General features: G+C 66.8%; 12 protein-coding genes. 4 read left to right on the plus strand and 8 right to left on the minus strand.

Annotated features, from left to right (window positions below):
• The first annotated feature begins 107 nt into the window (after positions 1-107).
• Together U5A52_RS13800 and U5A52_RS13805 are read left to right on the plus strand one after the other, a co-directional pair.
• On the plus strand, positions 108-719 hold the full coding sequence (locus tag U5A52_RS13800) for a pilin (RefSeq protein WP_321935043.1): 612 nt from the start codon (positions 108-110) through the stop codon (positions 717-719).
• A gap of 99 nt (positions 720-818) precedes the next feature.
• On the plus strand, positions 819-2,657 hold the full coding sequence (locus tag U5A52_RS13805) for a PglL family O-oligosaccharyltransferase (protein ID WP_321935044.1): 1,839 nt from the start codon (positions 819-821) through the stop codon (positions 2,655-2,657).
• 62 nt (positions 2,658-2,719) lie between these two features.
• Here the strand turns inward: U5A52_RS13805 and U5A52_RS13810 are convergent, their stop codons facing one another.
• Positions 2,720-3,070 carry a nucleotide pyrophosphohydrolase gene (locus U5A52_RS13810; RefSeq protein ID WP_158758565.1) on the minus strand — a complete coding sequence of 117 codons (351 nt, stop codon included), beginning with the start codon at positions 3,068-3,070 and terminating at the stop codon, positions 2,720-2,722.
• Positions 3,071-3,074: 4 nt separating this feature from the next.
• Positions 3,075-3,554, minus strand: coding sequence for a cyclic pyranopterin monophosphate synthase MoaC (gene moaC, locus U5A52_RS13815; protein WP_321913737.1), 480 nt, complete (start codon positions 3,552-3,554; stop codon positions 3,075-3,077).
• A gap of 186 nt (positions 3,555-3,740) precedes the next feature.
• Between moaC and U5A52_RS13820 the strand changes: the two genes are divergently transcribed.
• Positions 3,741-5,552, plus strand: coding sequence for a M48 family metalloprotease (locus U5A52_RS13820; RefSeq protein ID WP_321935045.1), 1,812 nt, complete (start codon positions 3,741-3,743; stop codon positions 5,550-5,552).
• An 8-nt stretch (positions 5,553-5,560) separates the two neighbouring features.
• On the opposite strand, the gene U5A52_RS13825 is transcribed toward U5A52_RS13820, so the two are convergent.
• The 6 genes from U5A52_RS13825 to U5A52_RS13850 form a co-directional block, all read right to left on the minus strand.
• A complete protein-coding gene (locus U5A52_RS13825; protein ID WP_321935046.1) occupies positions 5,561-6,193 on the minus strand; it encodes a DUF2946 family protein in 633 nt (210 codons plus the stop codon).
• The gene (locus tag U5A52_RS13830) at positions 6,186-7,256 is read right to left on the minus strand and encodes a YheT family hydrolase (protein ID WP_321913740.1); all 1,071 of its coding nucleotides are present in this window, start codon (positions 7,254-7,256) and stop codon (positions 6,186-6,188) included. Before U5A52_RS13830 ends, U5A52_RS13825 begins: the two co-directional genes overlap by 8 nt.
• A 27-nt stretch (positions 7,257-7,283) precedes the next feature.
• Positions 7,284-7,730, minus strand: a complete 447-nt coding sequence (locus U5A52_RS13835; RefSeq protein ID WP_028205952.1) for a nuclear transport factor 2 family protein — start codon at positions 7,728-7,730, stop codon at positions 7,284-7,286.
• Between the two features lie 316 nt (positions 7,731-8,046).
• Entirely contained in the window at positions 8,047-9,072 is a 1,026-nt protein-coding gene (gene waaF / locus U5A52_RS13840; protein WP_321913741.1) for a lipopolysaccharide heptosyltransferase II, read from the minus strand.
• Positions 9,073-9,405: 333 nt separating this feature from the next.
• Entirely contained in the window at positions 9,406-9,600 is a 195-nt protein-coding gene (locus tag U5A52_RS13845; RefSeq protein ID WP_028205950.1) for a zinc-finger domain-containing protein, read from the minus strand.
• 60 nt (positions 9,601-9,660) lie between these two features.
• The gene (locus U5A52_RS13850; protein ID WP_321913742.1) at positions 9,661-10,584 is read right to left on the minus strand and encodes a branched-chain amino acid transaminase; all 924 of its coding nucleotides are present in this window, start codon (positions 10,582-10,584) and stop codon (positions 9,661-9,663) included.
• A 494-nt stretch (positions 10,585-11,078) separates the two neighbouring features.
• Between U5A52_RS13850 and U5A52_RS13855 the strand changes: the two genes are divergently transcribed.
• The gene (locus U5A52_RS13855) at positions 11,079-12,278 is read left to right on the plus strand and encodes a phosphoglycerate kinase (protein WP_321935047.1); all 1,200 of its coding nucleotides are present in this window, start codon (positions 11,079-11,081) and stop codon (positions 12,276-12,278) included.
• Positions 12,279-12,635: the final 357 nt, after the last annotated feature.

The raw sequence follows: 12,635 nt of genomic DNA on the forward strand, positions 1-12,635 counted from the left end.
TGCGCCTAGGCCATCTGGCCGACTGATGGGCAAACCGGGCCGCCGATACGATCAAGACGCCTGTTCACGACTGTGAGCAGGCGTTTCTTGTTTCAGGAGCCCTGACGATGACCGTATCTGCATTTCCCTTGAGCCCGCCGCCGGGCAACCACTGCGCGTGTTTCGCCCGTCTCTCGCGCCTCGCAAGCCTTGCCTCCCGCTGGACCGCACGCGGCTTCACGCTGATCGAACTGATGATCGTGCTCGCGATCGTCGGCGTGATCGCCGCTTACGCCATTCCCGCCTACCAGGACTACCTCGCGCGCAGCCGCGTAGGCGAGGGCCTCTCGCTCGCGGCTTCCGCGCGGCTTGCCGTGGCGGAGAACGCCGCGAGCGGCAACGCGTTCGGCGCGGGCTACACGGTGCCGCCCGCCACGCGCAACGTCGAGTCGCTGCATATCGACGATACGACCGGTCAGATCACCGTCGCCTTCACCTCGCGCGTGGCGCCCGAGGGCAGCAATACGATCGTGCTCGTGCCTTCGGTGCCGGACAACGCCGATGCGCCCACCGCGCGCGTCGCGCTCGCGCAGGGCAGCGTGCAGGGCGGCACGCTCACGTGGGAGTGCTTCGCAGCGGGCAAGACGGCTTCCTCGCTCGGCGCGCCCGGAGCGGGCCCGTCGCCGGCGGACGCCGCAACGCTGGCGGGCAATCTTGCACCGCCGGAGTGCCGCGCGTAGGGGTTGCGCGTGGGTGCGGGTGCGGTCGAACCGGCTGCACCCGCACAGCGGGGGAAAAGTTTTGTATAGTGCCCGGTTGCTGAACGGCCCCGCCCAACCATGCCTTCCAATTTTGCGCGTTACCTTACGTTCGTCTTGCTGGCCCTCGCGTTGACGCTGCCTTATGCGGTCGTCAACCACACCTATCCGATTCCCACGTTCTATGCGGAATTCGTTGCACTGACACTTTATGTGCTGATGGGTGCTGCCACGTTGTTGCTCGTTCGCCCGGCGCGCTCGGGCGAGGGCTTCGCGTCGCCCACGGTCGCGATCGTGCCGCTTTTATTCGGCCTGCTGCTGGTCGTGCAGACGTTCGCGTTGCCGCTCGCCGAGCCCTCGATGAACTGGCTCGGCGCGGGCTACCTGCTCGCCGCCGTGCTGGCGACGCACGCGGGCTACACCATCACGCGCGCGCGCCTCATGCAGTCGGCGCTCGTGTGGGGGGCGTTCGCGCTCCAGATCGGCGGCCTTTTCGCCGTATTCACCCAGGTGATCCAGCTCTTTCACCTGGAAACGAAGGTCACGCCGCTCGTGGTTGCGTACAACATAACGGTGGATCGCCGGCCGTTCGGCAACATGGCACAGGCCAATCACCTGGCCACGTATATCGCCTTTGCGATGGCCGGTGCGATGTACCTTGCGCTCACGCGGCGTCTGAACATTCTGCTCTGGGGCGTGCTGACCGCGATCTATTCCGGTGGCCTCGCGCTCACGGTGTCGCGCGGGCCGTGGCTGCAGATGGGCGTGATTTTCGTCGCGGGCCTGTGGATCGCGTTCGCGGGCTGCCGTACCGAAGCAGGCGAGGGGCGCAGCTTCGGTGCGCAAGGCCAGGCGTCGGCGGGTTCGGGCCACAAGCCCGGTGGCGTGCGCGCCTGGATCATTCCGGTCGTGCTCGTGCTGATCTTTTTCGGCATGAATGCGTTCGTGCGCTGGGCCAACGTCCACTACGGCCTGGACCTTGCACAGTCGGCCGCCGAGCGCATGAAGGACGCGAGCCAGATCGCGCCGCGCCTCGCGCTGTGGCGCTACGGCTGGACGATGTTCAAGTCGCATCCGGTGCTGGGCGTCGGCTGGGGCGATTTTCCGATGCATCAGTTCGAGCTGGTCCGCTCGCTTGGCGGCGTCGAGATCGCCAATAACGCGCACGATATTTTCCTCGACCTGCTCGCGAAGACCGGCATCGTCGGCCTTGCCATCGTCGTGATCGGGCTCGTCGCGTGGTTCGTGCGTGGGCTGCGCGCGCCGCACACCGCCGAGCGCGTATTCGGCTTCATGCTGATCGGCGTGCTCGTCATGCATGCGCTCGTCGAGTATCCGCAGCAGTACATGTTCTTCCTGCTGCCGGCGATGTTCGTTTTCGGCCTGTTGGAGACCAAGCCGCTGCGTATTCTGCCGTCGCGCGTCTCGCTCGGCGTGTATGCGGTGATCGTGTTCGGCGGCGTCGCGGCGCTGTACCCGGTGCTGCGCGACTACAACCGCGCCGAGGTGCTCTATTACGGGCAGCATCCGGCACGCGACTACGGCGATGACCCTTCGCGCCTGTTCGGCGCCTGGGGCGACTACGGCATGGCGACGCTGTTGCCGATGAATGCCGCGAGCCTTTCGAGCAAGCTTTACGCGCACCAGCGCGCCATCGCGCTGCTGCCCGGAGAAACGGTGCTGCGCCGCTACGCCGTTTTGCAGGCGCTGGATGGCGATACGGCGGGCGCATTCGATACGGTGGAGCGCCTGCGCATTTTCGCGATGGAACTGCACGACTGGCCGACCCAGCTCGCTTCGCTCTATGGCTTGCTCGACGAGCAGCCCACGCTTGCGGACTTCAAGGCGCAACTCGTGAAGAAATATGGGACGCCAGCGAAGTCGGTCGAAGAAGACGACGAGGACGATTCGGACGACTAAGCCTCAAGGCGCGCGCATGAAGCGGCGGCTTGTCGCCGCGTTCTGCGCCGCGCCTTTGGCAATCAAAGCTCGGAGTATTTCGCGGCGCTGCCTTTCGCCTTTTCCACGGGGTAGCGCTGCGCGTTCAGCTTGAGCTTTTCGGCTGCCGCATCGACCAGATCGATCCCCGCGGTATGCGCGACCAGCAGAAGGTAGATGAACACATCCGCGCATTCGTGCTTGAGGTGCGTGAGTTGCGCGGGATCGGCGAGCAGGGCGTCGATCTGCGCGTCGGTCTTCCACTGCACCGTCTCTAGCAGCTCGCCCGCCTCGATGCTCGTGGAGACGATCAGGTTGCGCAACGTGTGAAACTGTTGCCAGTCGCGCTCGTCGCGGAACGCCAGAACCTGCGCGCGTAGTTCGTCGAGAGTCATGATCTCAGCGCTCCGCCACCCAGTCCCCCGACTTCCCGCCGTGCTTCTCCAGCACGCGCACATCGGTGATCGTCATGCCGCGGTCCACCGCCTTGCACATGTCGTAGACGGTCAGCAGGCCGACCTGCACGGCAGTCAGCGCTTCCATCTCCACGCCCGTGCGGCCGAGCGTTTCCACCTGCGCCGTGCAGTGGACGCCGGGCAGCGCTTCGTCGAGCACGAAGTCCACCTTCACGCGCGTGATCGCGAGCGGGTGGCACAGCGGAATCAGATCCGAGGTGCGCTTTGCCCCCTGGATCGCGGCGATGCGCGCAACGCCGATCACGTCGCCTTTTTTCGCGTGGCCGTCGCGGATCAGCGCGAAGGTTGCCGGCAACATGCGGATCGTGCCGCTCGCGAGCGCAATGCGCTTCGTCTCTGCCTTGCCGCCAACGTCGACCATGTGGGCGTCGCCGGCTGCGTCAAAATGCGTGAGTTCAGGCATGGTGGGTTCTTCCTTGAGGGGTACCTATCTTAACAGTGCGTTAAGCAGCGCTTTCTGCGCGTCTTACCTGGTCGCAAGGGTTGTAAGCAGGGCTACAATTGGCCGGTTAGCACACGCGAGCGCAGGGGCGGTCCGCACCGGGCGCGCCGCCGTGCCGGTGTTCCGCCTTCCCCGATCCTGTCATCAATGCGTCTGAAACGGCTGCTTGCTGCATGGTTGTGCGCGTCGCTCGCGGCTTCCCCGCAAGCGTACGCGCAGGCGTCGAATGCCGCCGTGCTCAATCTCGGCGCGGCTTCGCCAGCGGCCACGAAGCCTGCCGCGAAGCCCGCACCGGCCTCCTCCGGCCCCGCGCCGAATGCGCCCAGTACGGCGCCCGCACTCGTCAGCGGCCCATTCGACGACACGGCAGACGCCGTCATTCCCGCCTCGATCGCGCAAGGCGTGTTCGGCACCTATGGCGGGGCGCAGAGCCGCTTGGCGGCACCGGGCCAATCCGCCGCATCTTCCGCGAGCGGCAACGCCAGCGTGCGCGCTCCCGCCTGGGTGCCGCAACTGCCCGACCTCGGCGACGGCTCGGGCGGCGCGCTCACGCCGCAGGCCGAGCGCCGCATCGGCGAGCGCGTCATGCGTGAGATTCGCCGCGACCCCGACTACATTGGCGACTGGCTCGTGCGCGACTACCTCAATGCGGTCGCCGCGCGCCTCGAGGCGGCCGCGAGCGCGCAGTTCATCGGCGGTTACCGGCCCGACTTCGATCTGTTCGCGATCCGCGACGGCCAGATCAATGCGTTTTCGCTGCCGGGCGGCTTCATCGGCGTGAACTCGGGGCTCATCGTCGTGACGCAAACCGAATCCGAACTGGCTTCGGTGCTCGGTCACGAGATGGGCCACGTTTTGCAGCGGCACATCGCACGCATGCTTTCGCAGAGCGAGCGCTCCGGGCTCGCGGCGCTGGCGGGCGTGCTGTTCGGCATTCTCGCCGGCGTGCTCGCGCATAGCGGCGACCTCGGCGCCGGGATCGCCCTCGGCAGCCAGGCCTATGCCGTGGACAGCCAGTTGCGTTTCTCGCGCGCCGCGGAGCACGAGGCCGACCGCGTGGGCTTCCAGCTGCTCACGGGCGCGGGCTACGACCCGTGGGGCATGGTGGCGTTTTTCGAGCGGCTCGAACGCGATTCGATGGAAGACACCGGCGTGCCCGCCTACGCGCGCACGCACCCGCTCACTGGCGAGCGCATCGCCGACATGCAGGACCGCGCGCGCCGCGCTGCCTACCGGCAGCCGCGCCAGGCACCCGAGTACGGTTTCGTGCGCGCGCGTGTGCGCGTGCTGCAGGACCGTACGCGCAACGAGTACATCGATGAGGTTTCGCGTTTGCGCTCGGAAATCGAGGACCGCACGGCGCTCAACGTCGCCGCGAACTGGTACGGCATTGCCTACGCGCAAATGCTGCTCGAGCGCTACGACGATGCCACGGCGTCGCTCGCGAACTCGCGCGCGGCGTTCGCGCAGTTCGAGGCCGCGGACGGCAGTAAAACACGCAACTCGCCGAGTCTCGACGTGCTCGCCGTCGATATCGCGCGGCGCTCGGGCCACGCCGACGACGCCGTGCGGCTAGGCGAGGCCGCCCACAAGGCGTGGCCGGATTCCCACGCGGCCACCGACACACTGCTGCAGGCGCAGATCGCGGCGCGCCGCTTCAAGGAGGCGCAAGCGCTCGCGCGCAGCCAGACCGAGGCCGAACCGCAGCAAGACGCATGGTGGCTGTATCTGGCGCAAGCGAGCGCAGGACTCGGCGACGCGCTCACGCAGCATCGCGCGATGGCGGAGAAGCTCGCGCTAGACGGCGCGTGGCCCTCGGCCATCCGTCAGCTCAAGGAGGCGCGCGACATGAAATCGGTCGGCTACTACGATCTGTCGACCATCGAAGCGCGCCTGCACGACTTCGAGGCGCGCTACAAGCAGGAGCGCCAGGACGAGAAGGATGAGGGCCGCGGCTGAGCCGGCGCTCAGTCTTTGGATGCAGGCCGCGTGCCGCTGCGCTCCGTGGCCTGCGCTTCGCGCTCCGCGCGTGCCGGGCTCGTCACGAAGGCAAAGCGCGCGCTCACGTCGGCACGCCTGATCGGCTGCAGCGGCAGCGCGGCGCCGGCGCGCCAGTGGAAGGTGCCGCTGTGGGCGTCGTCAGCGAGCGTGGCGTGGTCGGTGAAGAGGTCGAGGTCGTGATCGTGCAGCAGCGCCGCGCGCGGCGGCGTGCTCGCATCGGCAAAGATCACGCTGCCGGCTTCGTCGAGGTAGGCGGCCACGGGCTCGAACACTTGACCGCCCTGATCGGTGAGCGTCAGCGCGCCGTCGCTGCCGTCGTGACCCGCGGCAAGGCGCACGATCCACGGCGTGTATTCCAGCTCGACATACACGCGCTGCGGCCCGTTCTGGAAGTACCACTGGCCCTGTTCGTCGCGCTCGTAATTGCGGTTGATGAAGCCGAGCAGCGCTTCGTGGCGGATCGCCGTGCCGGGGGCATGCTGCGCCTGGGCGGCCTCGTCGCGCATGCGCCAGTTGCCGCGTGCGTCGAGCAGCAGCCAGCCCGTGCAATGCGGGACGTTGGGCCAGCGCGCGAGCGCCTGTTTGACGATGTCATCCATGAGAAACGAAAGGCGAGAGATAAGAGAACACGCGCTGCGCGAGCCAGTCGCTGCGGCCCGGGAACGGTCCCGTCATGAAGCCGACGTGGCCGCCGTGCGCGGGCTGATCGAGCTCGACGGCGGCGCTCACCTCGTGGCGCGCGGGCAGCACCCGGCCCGGCAGGAAGGGATCGTTGCGCGCGTTCAGCACGAGCGTGGGGACGACGATCTCGCCGAGCTTCGGGCGGATCGTCGCCTGGGTGTAATAGTCGTGGGTGTCGCGAAAACCGTGCAGCGGCGCGGTCACGACATTGTCGAATTCGTACATCGTGCGGCTCGCGAGCACGGCTTGTGCGTCGAAGAGACCGGGGTACTGCTCGAGTTTCTGGAGCGCCTTGACCTTCAACGTCTTCAGGAAGCTGCGCGTATAGATCATGCCGAAGCCCTGCGTCAGCATCTCGCTGCCCGCATGCACGTCGAGCGGCGTGGAGATCGCGGCGGCGGCCGAGACGATCGCGGCGTCCTGGCGGCGCTGCGCGAGCCAGTGCAGCAGCACGTTGCCGCCGAGCGACACGCCCGCGACGACGAGCGGCCCGGCGTGGCGGGCGGCGAAGCGGCGCAGGACCCAGTCGACTTCGGCGGAATCGGCGAGATGGTAGAAGCGCGGCAGCAGGTTCAACGGGCCGCTGCAACTGCGAAAGTGGGGGATCGCCGCGTGCCAGCCGCGCGCGTGCGCCGCCGCGGCGAGCGCGCGCGCGTAGTGCGAGCTCGAGCCGCCTTCCAGGCCGTGGAACAACACGAATAGCGGCGCGCCGTGTGAATCCGCGCCCGTGCTCCTGCCGTCCAGCCAGTCCACTTCGATGAAGTCGCCATCTGGCGTGTCCCATCGCTCGCGCCGGTAGGCGGGCGCGGGCAGGCGCGAGAAAAGCGCCGGCACGATGGTCTGGATGTGCGCGCCGGGCAGCCAGAACGGCGCGCGGTAGTCGGTATCGTCGCTGGCGCCGAGCAGGGCAGCCTGGGCCTCGAGCGCGGCGGCGACGCGGGCCGCCTTGCTGGGCTTGCTGGTGTCGTCGGTCGTACTCATGACTGCCCCCTGCTTTACGCCTTTATTTCAGTGCAGCGCGCCCTGGCCGTGGCGCAATTTGGCCGAGAACTGGGTGGCTGCGTCGTCGGGCATGCGGCTCGCATGAATGTGTGCGATACGCCACTCGCCGCGCTCGTGAACCATCACATAGGTCGTGAAGACCATGGTGGGAATCGCGCTGGGGTCGACCGGACGATGCGCTTCCACAATCGCGTAGACCACGGTGCCGAGGCTGTCGTACACGCGGATATCGAGCGGCTCGATCGACACCGGCGCCGCTTCGAGCTGCGCGGCGAGACCCGCGCGGATGCTCGACAGGCCGTGCAGATGCGCGCCTTCCGCGGTGATGCAGCTCACGAATTCTTCATCGATCCACAGACCCATCAAGCTGTCGATGTTGACTTCCGCGACGGCCTGGTAGTACGCGTTGAGGGTGTCCGCGGCGGCTTCGAAGATGTGGGCAAAACGTGGCATGGCTCGTTGGTCTTGTGCGCCCGGTGTTGCACTTGGCGTGTACCTGGCGCGGGTTGGCGGATGAACGGTTGCGTCGCTTCGCGTCTGGCGCTGCGTTGCGCGCGTGTTGCCGCGAGCATGCCGCTTTCGCGAGACAGGTCTGTGACGTGCTCCGATGCGGCGCTTCGGTCTCTCCCGCGCCTCGATGCCTCTATTGGGCGCGCGCAACGTGCGTGGCGTCCGTTGCGTGGCGCACATCCATTTGCGTGCGCTTCGTTTTCAGCGTGGCGGGCGGCACACAGCCGCCCAGCGCTGGCTGGCGATGTTTCCGGCTGTCCTATCTCTGCCCGAGCAGCATGCCGCGCAGGTCGCCGAAAACTTGCTCCGGGCTCAGTTCGCGCAGGCAGTTCAGATGCCCGAGCGGACACTCTCGCGCAAAGCAGGGACTGCATTCGAGATGAAGCCATTGTACCTTTGCAAGCTCGGACAAGGGCGGGGTGTGGCGCGGATCCGTCGACCCGTACAGCGCGACGAGCGGGCGGCGCAGCGCGGCAGCCACGTGCATCAGGCCCGAATCGTTGGTCACCACGGCGTTCGCGCGCGAGATCAGCGCGCACGCTTCGCCGAGCGCAGTCTGCCCGCACAGGTTGCGCACGTTCGGCGCGCGATCGGCAATGGCCTGGGCGAGCGGGGCGTCCTTCGGCGAGCCGAGCGCGATGATCTGCGTGTACGGGAACGACTGGCCCACCATCTTCGCGAGCGCCGCGAAATGCTCGGGCGGCCAGCGCTTGGCGGGGCCGTACTCGGCGCCGGGGCAGAACACGAGCAGCGGCACGCGCGTATCGAGATTGAAGCGCGCCGACACGCGCGACGCCTCATTCGGGTCCGACTCGAGGCGCGGCATCGGCAGGTCGTCGGGCACGGTCGCGCCGGGCGCGTAGGCGAGCGCGGCATAGTGCCTGACCATGGGCGGGCGCTCGTCCTTCGGCGGATTCGCATGGCGCACGTTCAAGAGGCCGTAGCGATTCTCGCCCGTATAGCCAATGCGCAGCCCGATATTGGCGAGCCACGGGATCAGCGCGGACTTGAGCGAATTGGGCAGCACGTAGGCGGCGTCGTAGCGCTCGGCGCGCAAATCGCCCGCCAGTTGCCAGCGGCGCAGCAGTTGCAGCTTGCCATGGCCGAGGTCGGTGGCGTAGACGTCGCGGATCTCGGGCATGCGCTCGAGCACGGGCGCAACCCAGGTTGGCGCGAGCGCATCGATCTGAATGCGCGGGTGCAGTTTCACGAGCCGCGAAAAAAGCGGCTGCGCCATCAGTGCGTCACCGATCCAGTTCGGTGCGATTACCAGCGCGCGGCGCATCGGGAGTCAGGGTCCGGAGAGGGTAGAGGTTGCACGCAGCTTGACCGTTTTGGGAAATCGGGGCGAGCGCGTGAAACGCGGTTAATTCAACGAAGCGGTTAGCGTGACGTCCCGTCGGCATGCCGGCGGGCGTTAGCGCAAGTGCAGCCTGGTGCTTCGTGGCGATGTGCCTAAAGCCCGCAGCGCGCCGCCGTTTTCATGGCGGCGCGCGACGGGCAGGGAAGCACGGGGAATGTCGCAGGAGTGAAGTGTCTTCACCCGGCGGCCATGCCCGCACGAACGAAACCGGCGCGAGCGCGGCTTCGCGCCATTCGGCGCGAGCCTCGCGACGCGTCAGTGGCCGTGGACGACCTCGCCCGCGCGCAGCTTGTAACGCGTGCTGCAGTACGGGCACTTCGCTTCGCCGTGCGTCACGTCGAGGAACACGCGCGGGTGGTTGCTCCAGCGCGGCATCGACGGATTCGGACAGTAAGCGGGCAGATCCTTGGCCGAAAGTTCGACCAGCGGCATTTCCTTGATTTCGCTCATGAGGACAATTCTCTGTGTAGCTGTGGGGGCCGGGCGTTGGCTCGCCCGGACCTTTCTTTCTTAGACCTTCGCGAGCCAGTGCGCGTACTTCTCGTTCTTGCCCGACACGACGTCGAAGAAGCCCGATTGCAGCTTCTCCGTGACCGGGCCGCGCGAGCCGCTGCCGATGGTGCGGTTGTCGAGCTCGCGGATCGGCGTGACTTCGGCGGCGGTGCCGGTGAAGAACGCTTCGTCGCAGGTGTAGACCTCGTCGCGCGTGATGCGCTTTTCGATCACCTGAATGCCCATGTCGCGCGCGAGCGTGATGACCGTGTCGCGCGTGATGCCGTCGAGGCACGACGAGAGGTCCGGCGTGTACAGCTTGCCGTTGTTGACGAGGAAGAAGTTCTCGCCCGAGCCTTCCGACACATAGCCGTCCACGTCGAGCAGCAGCGCTTCGTCGTAGCCGTCGGCGGTGGCTTCCTGGTTGGCGAGGATCGAGTTCACGTACCAGCCCGAAGCCTTGGCGCGCACCATCGACACGTTCACGTGATGGCGCGTGAACGACGAGGTCTTCACGCGGATGCCCTTGGCGAGGCCGTCTTCGCCGAGATACGCGCCCCACGGCCACGCGGCGATCGCCACGTGAATGGTGTTGCCCTTGGCCGAAACGCCGAGCTTTTCCGAACCGACCCAGATGATCGGGCGGATGTAGCACGATTCGAGCTTGTTCGCGCGCACGACTTCGAGCTGCGCGTCGGCGAGCGTCTTCGCGTCGAACGGCACGTCCATCTGGAAAATCTTGGCCGAGTTGAGCAGACGCTTGGTGTGCTCGGCGAGGCGGAAGATGGCGGTGCTGCCGCCGGCGGTCTTGTAGGCGCGTACGCCTTCGAAAACACCCATGCCGTAGTGCAGCGTGTGGGTCAGCACGTGAATGTTGGCGTCGCGCCAATCAATCAGCTTGCCGTCCATCCAGATCTTGCCGTCGCGGTCGGCCATTGACATACGATTCTCCAGACAAGTGCAGTAAATATCGGGCTGATACAGCGTGCTTCGCCGCGCGCCGCGTGGCTGCGGTTGGCAAAGACGAATATTTTAGCGTCATTTGATGCCTGCCAGCGCGCCCGCGGGCGTACGGGGCGGGGTTTTCAAGCGATTTTAGGGTCGCTTCGCGGTGCTTTTGACTAATTTTTTTCGGCCTGCGCGCATGCTGCGTCGCAGCAAATCCCGCGAAAGCCCGCCTGGCGAGCAGCGTCTGCCCAAATACGGGAGATTCGCCTGGACACGTCTCAGATCGTCCTGGCTATCAGCTAAAATACCGATCTCGCAATTCGATGCCGGCTCGTGCCAGCGACGAGCAGCGACCCGGAGCAGCGACCCGAGACAGCGTCAGACCGGATCCCGCGCCGTGCCGTTGAGCACGTCTTGCCGCGCCAGAAGCAGGCCCGCGGCGCCGCATCGCCTTGCCACCGCCTTCCCACCATCAAGATGACATGTCCATGAACAAGGTTCTGCGTCTTTCCGATCTGATCTCCGAAGGCAAATTGAAGGGCAAGCGCGTATTCATCCGCGCCGACCTGAACGTGCCGCAGGACGACAACGGCAACATCACCGAAGACACCCGCGTGCGCGCTTCCGTGCCGGCCATCAAGGCCGCACTCGACGCCGGCGCGGCCGTCATGGTCACCTCGCACCTGGGCCGCCCGACCGAAGGCGAGTTCAAGCCCGAAGACTCCCTAGCACCGGTCGCGAAGCGCCTCGCAGAACTGCTTGGCCGCGACGTGCCGCTGGTTGCGAACTGGGTGGAAAACGGCGTGAACGTCGAGCCGGGCAACGTGGTTCTGCTCGAAAACTGCCGCGTCAACAAGGGCGAGAAGAAGAACTCCGACGAGCTTTCGCAAAAGATGGCGAAGCTCTGCGATATCTACGTGAACGACGCGTTCGGCACGGCACACCGCGCCGAAGCCACGACTTACGGCATCGCGAAGTACGCGCCCACGGCCTGCGCGGGCCCGCTGCTCGCAGCGGAACTCGACGCGCTCGGCAAGGCGCTTGGCGCGCCCAAGCGCCCGCTCGTCGCGATCGTGGCGGGCTCCAAGGTCTCGACCAAGCTCACCATTCTCAAGTCGCTCGCCGAGAAGGTCGACCAGCTGATCGTGGGCGGCGGCATCGCCAACACGTTCATGCTGGCGGCGGGCCTGAAGATCGGCAAGTCGCTCGCCGAAGTGGATCTCGTCGACGACGCGAAGGCCATCATCGAAGCGGCGCGTGCGCGCGGCGCCTCGGTGCCGATCCCGACTGACGTCGTGACCGCCAAGGAATTCTCGCCGACGGCCAAGGCCGAGACGAAGGACGTGGCTGACGTGGCCGACGACGACATGATCCTCGACATCGGCCCGGTCACCGCCAACGCGCTCGCCGCGCAGCTCGCGCAGGCCGGCACGATCGTGTGGAACGGCCCGGTCGGCGTGTTCGAGTTCGACCAGTTCGGCAACGGCACGAAGACGCTCGCGGACGCCATCGCCAACTCGGGCGCGTTCTCGATCGCAGGCGGCGGCGACACGCTCGCGGCCATCGCGAAGTACAACATTGCCGACAAGGTCAGCTATATCTCCACCGGCGGCGGCGCCTTCCTCGAGTTCCTCGAAGGCAAGAAGCTCCCGGCGGTCGAAGTGCTCGAAACGCGGGCGGCTGGTTAAGTGGCGCCGCGAGTCCCGGCGAAGTCGGCGAAAGCCGCCGCCATGAGCAAACTTCCTCGTGCAGGCGCACAGAAGTCGCGCAGCGCAGCCGGGGCCGCAGCAAAACAAACGGGGCGCGCAGCGCCCCATGCAGAGACAGAGACGGCGCGGGCGCACGCGTCGCCCGCCGCCGCTGCCGCTGCTGAAACGGACTGTGCGGCGACGCAGTCGACCGCTGAATCGACAGCCGCACAGAATCCGACCGGGCGCACAGCCACGCCCGAACCGAATACGACTACGCATGTAGCAAGCGCCGTAGGGGCTCGTGTGAGCCCCGCAGCGCCCTCCAAGAAAGCGACGCCGGGCTCACCCGGTGCG

The sequence above is a fragment of the Paraburkholderia sp. J8-2 genome (assembly GCF_905220195.1).
Lineage (GTDB): Bacteria > Pseudomonadota > Gammaproteobacteria > Burkholderiales > Burkholderiaceae > Paraburkholderia.